Below are 14,931 nucleotides of genomic sequence, written 5' to 3' on the forward strand. Positions count from 1 at the left end.
CGCACGGCTAGGCCGAATGGCCGCCCGATGCGCGCATTCGGCGCGAGGTGTATCGCCGCCGTTACAGCAGCGTGCGCAACTGCTCGGCCAGCCGCAGGCTGAGTGCGACGATGGTGAAGGTCGGGAACGCCCAGCCGCCGGTCGGGAAGACCGAACTGCCGGCGACGTGCAGGTTGTCCATGCCATGCACCTTGCCCTGTGGATCGACCACGCCCCGCGACGGGTCCTCGGCCATGCGCGTCGTGCCGATGTGGTGCGCGGTACCTCGAAGCGAGGGCGGGCCTTCGCCGTACGTCCATGGCGCGGGTTCGAAGTGTCCGTCGCAGGCCCTGGCAAGGCCGCCGCCGGCGAGGTGGGTCATGGTGCGCCAGGTGTGCCGGTCGAGTTCGTTGACGCGCCAGTCCACCCGCACGCGGCGCAGGCCCAGCCCGTCGACATCCATGCCGAGCGTGACCCGGCTGTCGCGGTGGGGCGCCTGTTCGAAGAAACCGACCAGCTCGACGCGGTCGCTGCGTACCACGGGCCGGTCCGCGACCTTGTGCGCCACCGCGCGGATCACGTCGCCGATGTTCAGGCCGAGCCGGACCGCGTTGATGGCGAGGCCATGGTGGATGGTGGCCACGTCGCCGCCGGGCCCGTTCTGCAGGGCGGCGCAGAGTCGTGCCTCAAGCAGGGTCGCTTCCGTCCGCACAGTGGGGCGCAGGGTGGCGCGCAGGCCGCGCAGGGCACGGATGCCCTGGGGCACCTCGCCTTCCACGGGAAAGGGATGCACGCGCGCATTGAGGCTGCGATGGCGTCGCTGCGCCTCGATGGAAAGGCCGATCTCCGGCGCGAGCGGCGCACGTACCTTGCCGATCGTGCGCTCGTACGGACGGGTGACGCGGTCGGGCTCGCCTGCGCGGATCGTGCCGATCGTGCCCCGGGGATGATCCATGAAATAACGGCCGACCAGGTCGCGGTCGTTGCCGAGGCCGCTGGACGCGACGCTGTCGGAAAGAAGGAGGATGCGCGCGTTCTCGATACCGCCCGCCGCCAACACGTAATGCCGCGCACGCACGCGGCCGCGGCGACCGTCGAGCGTGCCGATCCGGGCGCCGGTGACCACGGTCGCATCGGCGTTGGATTCGAGTTCCATGACGTTCGCGTGCAGCAGCACGGTGATGTTCGGTGCCTGGTGCAGCTCCTCGCGGTAGGCTTCGCCGAACGTGATCGGGCTCCTGGCGAAGATGAAGTTCACCAGTTCCCCGGCGTCGAGGTCGAGAGGGCGGCGTGGCGGCGGGCCGTCGAACTCGCCTGGCCCGAAGCCGTGCGAGGCATCGATGCGACAGAATTCGCGGGCGCGCTCGTACCAGGGGGCGAGGTCGGCGAAACGCAGGGGCCAGCCACTGTCGGGCACCCAGTCACGCGGTTCGAGGTCGCTGTCGGCGAAGGGAATGCAGCCACCGCCCCACAGCGTGCAGCTGCCGCCGAACACGCGCATGCGCGACGTACCGGCATCGAAGGGGAGGTCGCCGGTGGAGTCGCCTTCGTACAAGGACTGGCTGCGGTCCTCGCCGGCGAGGCCGCCCCCTTCGATGAGGCAGACCGTGGTGGAACTGCCGGCGAAGGCTCGGGCGATGGCGATGCCGGCAGGCCCGGCACCGACGATGCACAGGTCGGCCTGGAGGTCGGCGGGTGCCGACCCATCGAGGTAGTCGACGATCAAGATGCGCCTCCCGTTCTTATCGCGCGCATCCTACGCACCGTAAAATTCGCGATACCAGGCGACGAAACGCGCCACGCCCTCGGCCACGTCGATCTTCGGCGCATAGCCGGTGGCCTGGACGAGCGCGGAAACGTTCGCTTCGGTGTCGGGGACATCGCCGGGCTGCAGTGGCAGCATGTCCAGCCGCGCCGTGCGTCCCAGGCATTTCTCCAGCACTTCGATATAGCGCAGCAATTCCACCGGCTTCTCGTTGCCGATGTTGAAGATGCGATAGGGCGCGACCCCGCTCGTGCCCGGGTCGGGGCGGTCCCCGGACCAGTTCGCGTCGGCGGCGGGTACCCGGTCCAGCGTGCGCAGCACCCCCTCGACGATGTCGTCGACGTAGGTGAAGCTGCGCTTGTGCCTGCCGTGATTGAAGACCCGGACGGGCTCGCCGGCGAGGATGGCCCGGGTGAACAGGAACAACGCCATGTCGGGCCGGCCCCACGGCCCATAGACCGTGAAGAAGCGCAGGCCGGTGCAGGGGAGGCCGTAGAGGTGGGCATAGCTGTGCGCCATCTGCTCGTTCGCCTTCTTGCTGGCCGCATACAGCGTCAACGGGTGCTCGGTGGGCTGGTGCTCGGAAAACGGCATGCGCGTATTCGCGCCATACACCGAACTGGTCGAGGCGAAGACGAGGTGTTCCACCTCGTGCCTGCGGCATCCTTCCAGCACGTGGAGGAAGCCGGTCACATTGCTCGACACATAGACATGGGGGTTCGTCGCCGCGTAACGCACGCCCGCCTGCGCCGCCAGGTTGATCACCCGGCGAGGCTTGTGCGTGGCGAAAACGGCCTCGATCGCGTCGCGATCGGCGAGGTCGGCATGCACGTGGGTATAACCGGGCTGGCCCTCGAAGTGGGCCAGCCGCGCTTTCTTCAGGGTCACGTCGTAGTAGTCGGACAGGTTGTCCAGCCCGACCACTTCGTCGCCACGCTCCAGCAGGCGCGTCGCGACGTGGTATCCGATGAAGCCGGCGGTGCCCGTGACGAGTACTTTCATACGGGCTCCCGCATCGTCAGAGCCTGCCGTCCACCGCGTCGCGGGGCAGCACGTACTTCACGTCGTAGACCACGGACAACGGCTTCCCGAACGCGCGGATGCCGTCCGCGCCAAGCGCGACGAACTCGCGATGGCCCACCGCGACCACCACGGCGTCGTAGCCTCCATGCGTGGGTTCCGCGACCGGCTCGATACCGTATTCGTGCATCGCCTCGCTGGCGCGGACCCAGGGATCGTGGACGTCGGCCGCGACGCCATAACCTTCCAGGGCACGGAGGATGTCGACTACCCGCGTATTGCGCAGGTCCGGGCAGTTTTCCTTGAAGGCCAGGCCCAGTACCAGTACGCGGGCGGCCACCGGGTTGATACCCTTGCGCACCATCAGCCGCACCAGTTCTCCCGCGATGTACGAGCCCATGCCGTCGTTCGTGCGGCGGCCGGCGAGGATCACATCCGGGTGGTGGCCCACTTGCTGGGCCTTGTGCGTGAGGTAGTACGGATCGACGCTGATGCAATGGCCGCCGACCAGCCCGGGCCGGAACGGCAGGAAGTTCCATTTCGTGCCGGCCGCCTCCAATACTTCGAGCGTGTCGATGCCGAGCTTGTTGAACAGGATCGCCAGGTCGTTGACCAGGGCGATATTGAGATCGCGTTGCGTGTTCTCGATGACCTTGGCCGCCTCGGCCACCTTCATGGAACTGGCGCGATGCGTTCCCGCGGTGATGATCGAGCGATAAATGGCGTCGACGAAGTCGGCGACGGCGGGCGTCGAGCCCGAGGTGACCTTGAGAATCCCGGTCACTCGATGCGCCTTGTCGCCTGGATTGATGCGCTCCGGGCTGTATCCCGCGAAGAAGTCCTCGTTGAAGACCAACCCGGAGACGCGTTCGAGGATCGGTACGCAGACTTCTTCGGTGCAACCCGGGTACACGGTGGACTCGTAGACGACGACGTCGCCGCGTTTGAGAACTTTGCCCAGGGTTTCGCTCGCGCGGACCAGGGGCGCCAGGTCCGGGCGGCGGGCATCGTCGATGGGCGTGGGCACCGTGACGATGTAGACGTCGCACTCCGCCAGTTCGTCGACATGGGAGGAGAAGCGGAGGCGATCCGCCGCGCCAAGCTCGTCGGCATCGACTTCCAGGGTGGCGTCATGGCCTCCACGGAGCTCCTCGATCCGCTCGTGGCGGATATCGAAGCCCAGGGTCGTGTAGCGCTTGCCGAACTCCACCGCGAGCGGCAGGCCGACGTAACCCAGGCCCACGATGCCGATACGTACCGTATCCAGTGGCCGGGGGACGAAGCCGCCCGCCGCCGCCCATGGGCGCCCGGTCGTCACGGATTCAGCCACATCGGCGTGGCCGGTGGCCCCTCTGAGGCTTGTTGTATCCATGCCGGAGTCCTACCCCTTCGATGACGTCGGAAATCCCCCTCTGGCGGGGGCGACGAAAGCGTAGCAATGCAGGCCGGACTTGCCTGTATGGCTTACGGAGGTGGTCGAATGGCCGATATCGGCAAGACGGCGGCGTTTACAAGGCGTTCCCACCGAGATATGGTTCGTCCGGAATCGCCCACGGATGTGGGCATACGACTACATAATGGCTTCCTGGTCCACTCATGTCCGCGCGATCCTACTTTGGCTCTGTGCGCGTGGCCTTGCTGGACGACCATGCGCTCGTCCTGAAAGGATTGATCGCACATCTTGAGAAATCTCCCACGATCGTCGTCGTCGGCAGTCACGCGAGCAGTCGCAGCTTCCGCGCCATGCTGGCCACCATGCCGGTGGACGTCGCCCTGATCGACTATTCGCTCGCGTTGGACGACATCGACGGCATCGCCCTGATCAAACTGCTGCGGGCGGGCTACCCGAGGATGAAGATCCTGGTGGTATCCGCGCATGACCAGGACCTGGTGATCCACAGCCTGCGCCAGGCCGGTGCCGATGGATTCGTCGCCAAGAGCCAGGACCCCGACGAAGTGATCCGCGCCATCGACGCGGTCATGACCGGCAGGGAGTACCTGCCGCCGCGCGACCAGGACGTCGCCGAACCGACCGGGGTGGTGGCGCTTTCGCCGCGCGAATGGGAGGTGATCCGGCAGTTGCTCGAGGGGTTGACCGTCGGCCAGATCGCGGCACGGTCGGGCCGCAGCCTGAAAACGATCAGCACGCAGAAGTCCGCCGCGTTCCGCAAACTGCGCGTCACGTCCGACAACGAGCTCTATCTCCTGCGGGATTACATCCTCGCGCTGGGCGCTGGCCCGACGTGAGGCGGGCCTTCGCGTTCATCCTTTCGTTGCTCGTCGTATCGAGCATCGTGGCGGGCGAGGCGCCGGATGCCGAGGCGCGCAAGCGCTGGATCGCCGCGCACCCCGTGCTACGGATAGCGATCGATCCGCAACAGGGATCCGAGATAAGCAATGGCCAGTCCAATCCGCTGGTCAGCCAGTACCTGGAACTGGTGGCGCGGCATACCGGGCTGCGCGTGACGACGGTGCGCACTCGCTCGTGGGAGGAATCGGTTCGCGCCTTCCTCGACGGACGCATCGACATGCTGCCCTCGCTCAGCGACCGCCTGCTCATGGCGGACGTGGGCGACCGGGCGCTGATTTCCGCGCCGTTCTACGTCGGCCGCACCGTCATCATCAGCCGTACGGTGGGGCCGGCGACGCTCGACATGGGTGCGCTTGAGGGCCGCACGGTCGCTTTCAAGGGTGGCGGTGTCTACGAATCCTGGCTACGCCGGGAGCATCCCTCGATCACCCGCCTTCCGCTGGCCGATGTCCACCAGGTGCTCGCGGCGGTGGAGACGGGCATCGCGGATGCCGCCGTGGGCGTGGACGTGGCCTACCATCCCATCGTCCGGCGCGACTACACGTTGAGCCTGCGTATCGCCGGCAATGTCAGCGAAATGCCGGTCACGATCCGCGTGGCGGTACGCAAGGACGCGCCGGAGCTGCTGGGCATCCTCGACGACAGCCTGCGCGGCGTCAGCGCGGGCGAGAACCAGGCGGTGATCGAGCGCTGGCTGGAAACCGCCTACCTGCGCGCTCCCACGCTATCCCAGGTGGCTTCCGCCTACCGCGTCGAGATCGGCCTGGGCCTGGCGCTCGTGCTGGTGTTGTTCTTCGCCCTATGGCAGTTGCGACGCGCGCAACTGGCGTCGCGCAGGGGCGAGAAGCAAAAGACGATGCTCCTGGCGGTCATGAGCCATGAGGTGCGCAACGCGGTGAACGCGGTGGTCTCGTCGATCGATCTCCTCTCGCGCACGTCGCTGGAGGGGCCTCAACGCGACCTGATGGCCATCGCGCAGTCGAGTAGCCGGAATCTTCAGAATCTCCTCAAGAGTGCGCTGGACTACAGCCGCTCGGAAAGCGTCGGTTTCACCGCCGACCTTGCCGCCTGCGATGCCGTCGCCGTGGCGCGACAGGTGATCGAAGGCCAGCGGGGAACGATCGAACAGAAGGGGCTGGCGGTGCGCCTCGACCTGCCCATGGGCCCATTGCCCTGGTTGTTGCTCGACGAGACCCGTCTTCGCCAGCTGATGGAAAACCTGCTGTCCAATGCGGTGAAATTCACCGAACGCGGGCACGTCGGCATCGCGATGTGGCAATCGGCCGGCGAGGCGGTGGACGACGTGCGCCACTTCATCGTCGAGGTGTTCGATACCGGGATCGGCGTGCCGCCGGAAAGGCAGCGCCAGCTCTTCAGGCCTTTCTCACAGGCGCATGGCGTGCATTCCGCACGCATGGGAGGCAGCGGGCTGGGCCTGGGCATCTGCGCGGAAATCGTGCGCCACCTCGGTGGGCGTCTCGACCTGAGCAGCGATGTCAGTGTCGGTACGGCCGTCCGGATCGAGCTGCCGACCAGTCGCGTTCCCGTGACGACTCCGGCCGACGGGCCGGAAACGGCCGGCGGCGAAACGGCCCCCGCGGTGAGTGGCGTCGTATTGCTCGTCGAGGATCACCCGGCCAACCGGCAGATCATCGCGGCACAGCTGAAGTTCCTGGGTTACGAGACCCATGCCGTGGACCATGGCCAGGCGGCGATCGATGCCTTCGTGCCCGGCCACTTCGCCGGGGTATTGCTGGATTGCGAACTGCCGGACATGCAGGGCTACGACATCGCCGCGGAACTGCGTGCGCGCGAGGCTTCCGCCGGCGTATCGAGTACCCGCTTCATCGCCATTTCCGCGAACGACGGCGAGGCCCACATCCGGCGTTGCGAGGAAAGCGGCATCGACACGGTGCTGGGCAAGCCCCTGTCGCTCGACGGGCTGAGGGATGCCCTGGCGGGTGCCCCGGGAACGACGCTGGCCGAGCGGACCTTCCACGACGAGAGCCTGCGCGACGTCGCCGCCATCCGCGGGGCGATGGAAGAGGCCGATCCGGAGTCGGCCTTGCACGTGGCGCACAGGCTCAAGGGAGCCGCGCTGGTATTCGGTGCGCTGGCCCTGGTGGAAGACGTGGAGCGCGTGGAGGCGCTGCTCCAGGCACGTCCGGTACCGCGCGGCGACATCGACGCCTTGCTGCAGGAAATCGCGGACAGGTTGTAACGATTCTTTCAATTTCCGTCATCGTCCCCCATGTCATGCTGGTTTCCTTCTCCCCCAAGTAACGGAGTCCAGCATGACAAGCATCAACGCATCCGCAAGCGGCACGTTCAGGATAGGCGGCGATCTCGAGGTCAACCGTCTCGGCTTCGGCGCCATGCGTATCACCGGCAAGGGCATCTGGGGTGATCCCGCCGACCCCAAGGCCGCGCGCGACACGCTGGCGAAGCTGCCCGCGCTCGGCGTGAACCTCATCGATACCGCCGACAGCTACGGCCCCTATGTCAGCGAGGACCTGATTCGCGAGGTACTGCATCCGTACAAGGGCATGGTCATCGCGACGAAAGGCGGCCTTACCCGGCACGGCCCGGATATCTGGGCGCCCCTGGGCCGTCCGGAGTACCTGCGCCAGTGCGTGCTGATGAGCCTGCGCCGCCTCGGTGTCGACCGGATCGACCTCTGGCAGCTGCATCGCATCGACGCCAAGGTGCCGCGTGACGAGCAGTTCGGCGTGATCCGCGACATGCAGAACGAAGGCCTCATCCGCCACGTGGGCCTGTCCGAGGTCAACGTCGAGGAAATCGAAGCCGCCTCGAAGTTCTTCAAGGTGGCGACGGTGCAGAACCTGTACAACCTCGGCAATCGCCAGAGCGAGGCCGTGGTGGATTACGCGGACAAGCACGGCATCGGCTTCATTCCCTGGTACCCGCTGGCCGCCGGCGATCTCGCGAAGGACGGATCGGTGTTGTCCGGCATCGCCAGGAAGCTAGGGGCGACCGATGGCCAGGTGGCGCTGGCGTGGTTGCTGAAGCGCACGCCGGTGATGTTGCCGATCCCCGGCACCGGCAGTCCCGGTCATCTCGAGGAAAACGTCGAGGGCGCTTCGCTGCAGCTCTCGCAGGAGGATTACGAAGCACTGGAGCACGCGGTGAAGAAGTGACCGGAGTGGGGCGAGGAGTGCCTAGCGCGCGTGGAACGACGGCTGGTCCGCACGTTCCGCGCGTGCCTCGTACAACTTGCGGTCCGCCATGGCGAGCGTGTCCGACAGGATCGCTCCACGAGGTTTCAGGGCCGCGCCGAGGGTGAAGGCGATCGGCGCCTCCGCCGCGTTCGCGCGCAATTGCTCCACGAGGCCCGCGAGGCGATCGTTGTCGGCCTCGCGCATGACGACCAGGAACTCATCGCCACCCAGGCGGATCACGGCGTCGCCGTCGCGGACGTGCTTGCGCAGGAACTGCGCCACACCGACCAGTACGTCGTCGCCGCGTTGGTGCCCGTAGGTATCGTTGACCGCCTTGAAACGGTCGAGGTCGACGGCGATGCAGCCCAGCGGTTCATCCACGGAGGATTCCGCCAGATAGGCCAGGTAACGGCGATTGAAGCACTGCGTGAGTGGATCGCTCAGCGACCACTCGCGCAATTGCCGTTCCTGCCGGTGTTGTTCCGTGATGTCCTGCGCGTGGCCGAGCACATAGCGCTCTTCGCCATCGTCGTCGAGCACGTTGTGGTAGGCCCAGATGCGCAGCTCGCCGTTTGCCGCGCACAGTTCCAGGCGCCCCGAGTCGCTTCCCGTGGTGGCGATCCGCTGAAGGTACTGCTGGAACAGCGGCATCTTCTCCGGCCGCATGAAGTCGGAAAGGGGGCGCCCCATCAGCTGGTTGATCGGGTAGCCGAGCGACCTCGCCGCGGCGGGATTGATCGAGAGCAGGATGCCGTCCAGGTCGTGCGTGCAGATCAGGCCGAGGCTGAACTGGAACAGCTGGCGAAAGCGCCGCTCGCTCGCTTCCACCGATGCGACCGCATTGCGCAGGATGTCCTGCCATTCCTGCGCGCCACGCCGGAGATCCCTCTCGGCGGTGATCTCCCGGGCCAGTTCCGCATTGCGTTCGACATCGAGGCTACGCTGTTCGAGCACCTGTTCGGCCACCTTGGCCAATTCCGCGAGGATCGTCTTCTGCCGGACATCGAAGTGAACCCGGGAGCCGGCGGCGACCAGGTCCGCCAGCGTCATCGGCTCGCCCGCCACGAGCGAGGCGGCCCGCAGGAGGCTTTCGAACAAGGGCTGGCGCGTGCTGTCCAGGCGGGCTCCGTGTGGCGCGGGCCGTGAGGGAAGATGGTAATGGACGGTACCGCTTAACCCGGCCGTGGGGAGTGATGCGCGTCACGAGCCCATCGGAGTCCATGGCGAACCCGCCTAATGCAGCTTGACCGGGGGCAGCGTCGTGTTGCGCAGCCAGTCCGCCAGCCATAGCGCGGTGGCTCGTGGCCATCCGTGCAGGGTGGCGCGATGCATATGCTGGAGGGAGACATAAAGCATCTTCGCCAGCCAACCGCGCATGGGGATCGGCGCCTTGCCGCGGGGTCCCGACGGCAGTTCGCCGGTGGCCTGGCGCTCGCCCAGGGATACCAGGGTGCCCTTGGCGTGATAGGTGAACGGCGATACCGGTTCGCCGAGGATCGCGCGCGGCAGTGCCCGGGACAGGTAGTTGGCCTGCTGGTGCGCCGCCTGTGCGGTGGGCGGCACGCTGGGACCGCCAGGCGTGGCGGGGGCGAAGGCGCAGTCGCCGATGGCATAGACGTGGTCGACGCCTTGTGCGGCCAACCTGTCATCGACCACGATCCGGCGGTCCCTGGACAACTGGAAGGGCCCGAGGCCCGGGACCATGTCGTGGCCGGTGACGCCAGCGGCCCATACCTGGATGTCGCAGTCGACCGTGCTGCCGTCGGACAAGTGGAACGCGCCGCGCTCCACGGATTTCACGCCTACGCCCACGCGTACCACCACGCCCATGTGCTCGAGTATCCGCTGCGCCGACGCGGACGTGCGCGGGTCCACGGCGGGGAGTACGCGCGTAGCCATGTCCATGAGGGTGATATCGAGCTTGGAGGCGGAATCGAGGCCGCCGTAGCGGTGCATGTCGTTGAAGGCATGGTGCAGTTCCGCGGCCAGCTCGACGCCCGTGGCACCCGCGCCGACGATGCCGATGGAGATGCGCCGGGTGGGATCGCCCGCGCCGCGCAGGGCCAGCGCGAGGATCTTCCTGCGCAGCGCGACGGCCTGTGCCGGGCTGTCGAGCATGTCGCAATAGTCGAGCACGCCCGGCGTGCCGAAGTCGTTCACGCGGCTGCCAAAGGCGAGCACGAGGGTATCGTAGGAAAGCGTGCGGGGCGGCAGGATCAATTCGTCGGTCTGCGGCAGGCGTACTTCCGCCAGGTCGATCGTGCGTGCCTCCGTATCCACCCGCTTGAGGGCACCGGGTTCGTATCGATAACCGTGGGATTGCGCGTGGGCAAGGAAGGGCACGGCTTCCTCTCCGTCGCCGAGCAGGCCGGCGGCGAGTTCGTGAAGGCGAGGTTTCCAGAAGTGGCTGGGATCGCGGTCGACCAGGGCCACGTCGAGGTCGCCCCGCTTGCCGAGCCGGGTGGCGAGTTCGATGCCCGCCGCACCGCCGCCGACGATGACCACGGTATGCGCGCCCGGTTGCTTGGAAGCGGTCATGAGCGAGTCTCCTGATGGTTGCACACAGCATAGCGGCCAAATCGTTGGTTGCTTGCGAAGACCTGCCGTGCCATATAAACAAGCTACCCCGGAGAAGATTCCATGTGCCTGTCACCGGTGTCGCGGATCGACGCCAAGCTCGCCGTCGTCTTTCAATCCCTTGGCTTGCCCGCGCACCTCGCTCGCGCGCAGCCGTCCGATCGCCCCGAACTGGGCGACTTGCAATGCAATGGCGCGCTTGGCGGCGCGCGGGAGCTCCGGCGGGCGCCCCGGCTCGTCGCCGAGGACATCGCTTCATGCCTTCGCGGCGATCCGGCCTTCGCTTCCGTCGAGGTCGCCGGCCCCGGCTTCGTCAACCTGCGCTTGTCCATGGATTTCCTCGCCACCTGCGGCGCCGACATGGTCGCCGACGAGCGCCTGGGCATCGTCGACGAGGGGCGGGGCCGTCTCGTCATCCTGGACTTCGGCGGGCCGAACGTGGCGAAGCCCTTGCACGTGGGGCACCTGCGTTCACTGGTGCTCGGCGAGAGCCTGCGCCGCATCCACGCGGCATTGGGTTGGCGTACGCACGCGGATGCGCACCTGGGCGACTGGGGCTTGCAGATGGGCATGCTGAGCGCCGCGATCCGCCACCGGGCACCGGAACTGGCTTATTTCCACCCGGCGGCGGGCCAGCCATACCTCGCGAATCCTCCCGTGACGCTGCGGGAACTGGAGCGGCTCTACCCGGAAGCCGCGGCGGCATGCCGGGCGGACCCGGAGCGGATGGCCGAGGCGCGCGCGGATACCGCGGCGCTGCAAGCGGGCGATCCGGGTCTGCTTGCGTTGTGGCACGCCTTGCGCGCATTGAGCCTGGAAGCCCAGGTCGCCGATTTTCGGGAGCTGGGCATCGTGTTCGACGCGCTGGACGGGGAAAGCGACGTGCGCGATGCCATCGCGCCCTTGGTCGAGCGCCTGCTCGCGTCGGGCGTGGCACGCCAAAGCGACGGTGCCCTGGTGGTCGATGTCGCGGAACCGGGCGATAGCCATGACGTGCCGCCGTTGCTGTTGGCCAAGAGCGATGGCGCCGCTCTTTATGCGACCACCGACCTGGCGACCCTGGAAGCGCGCGCCGCCATGAGCGGCCTCGCGCGCGTGGTGTATGTGGTCGACCAGCGCCAGGCGCTGCATTTCGCCCAGGTATTCCGTGCCGCTGGAAAGGCGGGCATCGCGCCCGGCGTGGAGTTGCTGCACGCGGGCTTCGGTACCGTGAACGGGCGCGACGGCAAGCCATTCAAGACGCGCGACGGCGGTGTGGCAAGGCTTACCGACCTGCTCGACGAAGCCATCGAACGGGCCGCCGCGCGTATCGGTGAATCCGGTCATGGAGCCGGCCTGGACGACGCCGGACGCATGGTGCTTGCAAGGCAGGTAGGTATCGGCGCGGTGAAGTTCGCCGACCTCTCCGGCGATCGCCTGTCCGGCTATGTATTCGACGCGGATCGCCTGGTGGCGTTCGAGGGACGCACGGGGCCATACCTGCAATACGCATGCGTGCGCTTGCGTTCGTTGCTGGACAAGGCCGCCGGCTTCGCATCGGGACCGGTGGTGCCGGTCCTGGGCGAAGAGCGCGACCTGCTGCTGTCGTGCCTCGGTTTCGCTGGCACCGTGTCGGAGGCGGGGCGTGAACTGCAGCCGGGTATCCTGGCGGAGTACGCATTCGGCGTGGCGCAGCGTTTCAGCCGCTTCTACGCGGCGTGCGCCGTGATCGGCGAACCCGATCCCGCCGTTCGCGCCTCCAGGCTCGGACTGTGCATGCTGGCCCTGCGCGTGCTTGAAACATCGCTGGACCTGCTCGGCCTGGACGTGCCGCCGCGCATGTAGCCGATGGGGCAGGGGCCGCGGCGCCGGCCGCCGCGGCCCCTGCCGTCATGCCTTCGAGTAAGCTTCGGTCGCATCCATCACGCGCGCCGAATAGACCAGCGCCGCACCGGCATTGAGCGCCACCGCGACGCCGAGCGCTTCGGCGATCTCTTCCTTCGTCGCACCGTTCTTCAGCGCTTCTGCGGTATGCACGGTGATACACCCGTCGCAGCGCGTCGTCACCGCGACGGCGAGCGCGATCAATTCGCGTGTCTTCGCGTCGAGGTGGTTGGTCTTCGCTCCCGCGGCGGAAAGCGCCTGATAGCCCTGCACGGTGCCGGGGCTCAGCTTGGCGATCTCGCCGATACGTCCCATCAACTGACTGCGATATTCGACCCAATCGAGCATGACATGGTCCTCCGATGATCCGGCGGCACGGTATGCGTCGTCGGCAGGCACATCATGATCCTGGACAGGGGGCGTGTGAACGCCGCGGCGACGCAAGGTTTGGCTCGATCGTCTCAGTCCTGCCCGTGACGTGGGCGGACGGAAGGTCGCAGGGGGCGCGCATTCGCAGGGATCGGCGAGGATCGGCGGTAGCTTTTGCGCGGAAAGCACTCAAGGAGACCACCGTGCGTTACCTGAAGACACTTACCGCGACCCTGTTGTGCGCCGCCGCGCCTGCCTTCGCCCAGTCCAGTGAATCGCCATGGCTGTTGCATGTCGGCATCCATGTCGTCGATCCCACCTCGCACAGCGGCCATCTGGCCGGCATGCCCGCCAGCGTGGGTAGCAGTACACGTCCTACCGTGAGCATCGAGTACAAGCTCGACCCCGCGTGGAGCATCGAAGCACTTGCCGCGGTGCCGTTCCAGCATGACGCGCGGTTATCCGGGCAGCGAGCGGTTCGCGTGAAGCAGCTACCTCCCGTGATCGGTGTGAATTACCGTTTCCTGCCCGGCAAGCGTGTGTCGCCGTTCGTGGGCGCCGGCGTGAACTACACGAAGTTCTTCGACGCCAGGGGGCGTGGCGTGCTGGAAGGCGCCGATATCGATCTCGAATCCAGCTGGGGCATCGCATGGCATGCCGGCGTGGACATCGCGCTGGACCCGCGCTGGAGCTTCACCGTCGATGCGCGATACATCGATATCGACAGCAAGGTGAGCGTGGCGGGAACGACGGTCGGCACGGCTCACGTCGATCCCTGGGTCTATGGCGTGAGCGTGGGATATCGCTTCTGATTTGCCCACCGTGCCGTGACCATGAATACTTCGGGCATGGATGCTCTTACCCGCGTGCTCGAACTGGCCAATGTGCAAGGCGCCCTCGATGTTCGCTGTTACCTCGCGGGAGGTTTCAGCCTCGATCATCAGGATGCCTTGCCGGGCGAAGCGCCGTTCCATCTCGTGCTTTCCGGTGCGGCAAGGCTGGAATTGGCGGGACATGTCACCGTGGACATGGCCGCGGGCGACCTGGTCGTGCTTCCGCAGGGGACTCGTCATCGCATTCACGATGGTGGGCCGCGTTCGGCGGCCGTGGAACCGCTGCTGGACAACCGTGGTCCATTGGATATCAAGCGGAACACGCTGGGGCCAGCCGACCTGGACCTGCTCTGTGGACGTTTCACGTTCGCGCCCGATGCGGCGCGCCTGCTGCTGGGTGCGCTGCCTGAAGTCATGCATGCGAGGCTCGCGGACGACCACGGCATGGGCGCGTTGGAAGCCATCGTCGGCATCTTTCGCGACGAAGTGACGCGGGTCGAGCCCGGCGCCCTGTCGGTGGTGACGGCGTTGACGCGCGCCTTGTTCGTTTTCGCCCTGCGTGCCCATCTCCGCCAGGGCAGCTTGCCGCCATCGCTGCTCTCGTTGATGGGCGATCCGCGGCTCGCCAATGCGGTGCTCGCGATGCTGCGCGATCCGGCACGCGAGTGGACCGTGGCGATGCTGGCATCGGAAGCGGCGATGTCGCGCGCCACCTTCGCCAGACACTTCGAGGCGAAGGGCAAGGTTCCACCACACGAGGTGCTCACCCTGTTGCGAATGCACCTTGCCGGCGACCTGTTGCGTCGCGGCGAGCTAACGGCTGGCGCCGTGGCCGATCGCGTGGGCTACAAGTCGGAGTCGGCCTTCGGCAAGACCTTCGCACGTGTCATGGGCACCACGCCGGCCCGCTTCCGGCGGGACAATCAGTTGAGGTGAACAGGCATCCCTGGTGGAAGGCCTTGTTGGAAGGCTGTTGTGGGGGGCGCCCCCGGGGGGGGTGGGGGGGGGGCGGGGCCGGGGCCGCGGCCGCGGGGG

At 67.0% G+C, this 14,931-nt stretch carries 12 protein-coding genes; 6 read left to right on the plus strand and 6 right to left on the minus strand.

Annotation, left to right across the window (positions count from 1 at the left end):
- Window positions 1-61 precede the first annotated feature (61 nt).
- The 3 genes from ACR9ZJ_RS11960 to tviB are packed head-to-tail and all read right to left on the minus strand — an operon-like array spanning window position 62 to window position 4,031.
- Window positions 62-1,705, minus strand: a complete 1,644-nt coding sequence (locus ACR9ZJ_RS11960) for a GMC oxidoreductase (RefSeq protein WP_481287864.1) — start codon at window positions 1,703-1,705, stop codon at window positions 62-64.
- 30 nt (window positions 1,706-1,735) lie between these two features.
- On the minus strand, window positions 1,736-2,746 hold the full coding sequence (locus ACR9ZJ_RS11965) for an NAD-dependent epimerase (RefSeq protein WP_481280190.1): 1,011 nt from the start codon (window positions 2,744-2,746) through the stop codon (window positions 1,736-1,738).
- A gap of 16 nt (window positions 2,747-2,762) precedes the next feature.
- Window positions 2,763-4,031, minus strand: a complete 1,269-nt coding sequence (gene tviB, locus ACR9ZJ_RS11970) for a Vi polysaccharide biosynthesis UDP-N-acetylglucosamine C-6 dehydrogenase TviB (RefSeq protein ID WP_481287870.1) — start codon at window positions 4,029-4,031, stop codon at window positions 2,763-2,765.
- 329 nt (window positions 4,032-4,360) lie between these two features.
- On the opposite strand from tviB, the gene ACR9ZJ_RS11975 reads away from it, so the two are divergent.
- The 3 genes from ACR9ZJ_RS11975 to ACR9ZJ_RS11985 all read left to right on the plus strand — a co-directional run bounded on the left by ACR9ZJ_RS11975 (window position 4,361) and on the right by ACR9ZJ_RS11985 (window position 8,233).
- Window positions 4,361-5,011, plus strand: a complete 651-nt coding sequence (locus tag ACR9ZJ_RS11975; RefSeq protein ID WP_481280191.1) for a response regulator — start codon at window positions 4,361-4,363, stop codon at window positions 5,009-5,011.
- Window positions 5,008-7,296: an ATP-binding protein gene (locus ACR9ZJ_RS11980; RefSeq protein WP_481280192.1), complete on the plus strand. Its 2,289-nt coding sequence runs from the start codon at window positions 5,008-5,010 to the stop codon at window positions 7,294-7,296. The genes ACR9ZJ_RS11975 and ACR9ZJ_RS11980 overlap by 4 nt, the downstream gene beginning before the upstream one ends.
- Before the next feature lie 73 nt (window positions 7,297-7,369).
- Window positions 7,370-8,233 (plus strand): aldo/keto reductase, encoded by an 864-nt coding sequence (locus tag ACR9ZJ_RS11985; protein ID WP_481287865.1) that lies wholly within the window; start codon window positions 7,370-7,372, stop codon window positions 8,231-8,233.
- 21 nt (window positions 8,234-8,254) lie between these two features.
- Here ACR9ZJ_RS11985 and ACR9ZJ_RS11990 read toward each other — a convergent pair whose 3' ends face one another.
- Entirely contained in the window at window positions 8,255-9,352 is a 1,098-nt protein-coding gene (locus ACR9ZJ_RS11990; protein WP_481280194.1) for a sensor domain-containing diguanylate cyclase, read from the minus strand.
- 135 nt (window positions 9,353-9,487) lie between these two features.
- Window positions 9,488-10,792, minus strand: coding sequence for an NAD(P)/FAD-dependent oxidoreductase (locus ACR9ZJ_RS11995; protein WP_481287866.1), 1,305 nt, complete (start codon window positions 10,790-10,792; stop codon window positions 9,488-9,490).
- A gap of 102 nt (window positions 10,793-10,894) precedes the next feature.
- Between ACR9ZJ_RS11995 and argS the strand changes: the two genes are divergently transcribed.
- On the plus strand, window positions 10,895-12,655 hold the full coding sequence (gene argS / locus ACR9ZJ_RS12000; RefSeq protein WP_481287867.1) for an arginine--tRNA ligase: 1,761 nt from the start codon (window positions 10,895-10,897) through the stop codon (window positions 12,653-12,655).
- 45 nt (window positions 12,656-12,700) lie between these two features.
- Here argS and ACR9ZJ_RS12005 read toward each other — a convergent pair whose 3' ends face one another.
- Window positions 12,701-13,042 (minus strand): carboxymuconolactone decarboxylase family protein, encoded by a 342-nt coding sequence (locus tag ACR9ZJ_RS12005; RefSeq protein ID WP_426284762.1) that lies wholly within the window; start codon window positions 13,040-13,042, stop codon window positions 12,701-12,703.
- Between the two features lie 224 nt (window positions 13,043-13,266).
- Here ACR9ZJ_RS12005 and ACR9ZJ_RS12010 point away from each other — a divergent pair, with 224 nt between their 5' ends.
- Together ACR9ZJ_RS12010 and ACR9ZJ_RS12015 are read left to right on the plus strand one after the other, a co-directional pair.
- Window positions 13,267-13,875 (plus strand): OmpW/AlkL family protein, encoded by a 609-nt coding sequence (locus ACR9ZJ_RS12010; RefSeq protein WP_481287868.1) that lies wholly within the window; start codon window positions 13,267-13,269, stop codon window positions 13,873-13,875.
- A 36-nt stretch (window positions 13,876-13,911) separates the two neighbouring features.
- Window positions 13,912-14,832 carry an AraC family transcriptional regulator gene (locus ACR9ZJ_RS12015; RefSeq protein WP_481287869.1) on the plus strand — a complete coding sequence of 307 codons (921 nt, stop codon included), beginning with the start codon at window positions 13,912-13,914 and terminating at the stop codon, window positions 14,830-14,832.
- The last annotated feature ends 99 nt before the right edge of the window (window positions 14,833-14,931 follow it).

The organism is Luteibacter sp. KNZ12-1A, from assembly GCF_056755675.1.

Coding starts and splice junctions, on each gene's coding strand:
- ACR9ZJ_RS11965 (WP_481280190.1), bottom strand. CDS start 2,746: ATGAAAGTACTCGTCACGGGCACCGCCGGCTTCATCGGATACCACGTC.
- ACR9ZJ_RS11975 (WP_481280191.1), top strand. CDS start 4,361: ATGTCCGCGCGATCCTACTTTGGCTCTGTGCGCGTGGCCTTGCTGGAC.
- ACR9ZJ_RS11985 (WP_481287865.1), top strand. CDS start 7,370: ATGACAAGCATCAACGCATCCGCAAGCGGCACGTTCAGGATAGGCGGC.
- ACR9ZJ_RS11995 (WP_481287866.1), bottom strand. CDS start 10,792: ATGACCGCTTCCAAGCAACCGGGCGCGCATACCGTGGTCATCGTCGGC.
- argS (WP_481287867.1), top strand. CDS start 10,895: ATGTGCCTGTCACCGGTGTCGCGGATCGACGCCAAGCTCGCCGTCGTC.
- ACR9ZJ_RS12005 (WP_426284762.1), bottom strand. CDS start 13,042: ATGCTCGATTGGGTCGAATATCGCAGTCAGTTGATGGGACGTATCGGC.
- ACR9ZJ_RS12015 (WP_481287869.1), top strand. CDS start 13,912: ATGGATGCTCTTACCCGCGTGCTCGAACTGGCCAATGTGCAAGGCGCC.